We start from the raw sequence: 260 nt of genomic DNA, 5'->3' as shown, positions 1-260 counted from the left end.
ATATTAAAGAACTTAAACGTTATAATGATACGAGCCCGTATGAATTATTTGTAGTCAGCTGTCCTCTGGAACAAGGTTTAGAAATATTTGTTGGTGTTCCGAGTGAACGTTACCCTTCACATCTTGAAAGCAGATTTTTTACCTGGTCGCCATTATGCATTGTTTAATTTACAAGGTGAAATTGATTATGCTACAAACGAGGCTTGGTATTATATTGAGTCTAGCTTGCAACTTACTTTACCTTATGAGCGAAATAGTTT

At 35.0% G+C, this 260-nt stretch carries 1 protein-coding gene; it reads left to right on the top strand.

The window, feature by feature from the left end:
• Positions 1-93 precede the first annotated feature (93 nt).
• Positions 94-260 (top strand): effector binding domain-containing protein (locus tag CUZ56_RS16395; protein ID WP_369126769.1); only part of this gene is annotated, 167 nt, incomplete at its 3' end.

The sequence above is a fragment of the Saezia sanguinis genome (genome assembly GCF_003991585.1).
GTDB classification, from domain to species: Bacteria; Pseudomonadota; Gammaproteobacteria; order Burkholderiales; family Burkholderiaceae_C; genus Saezia; species Saezia sanguinis.
The sequence above is the reverse complement of the archived record's forward strand: the minus strand, read 5'-3'. Positions and strand labels throughout refer to the sequence as shown.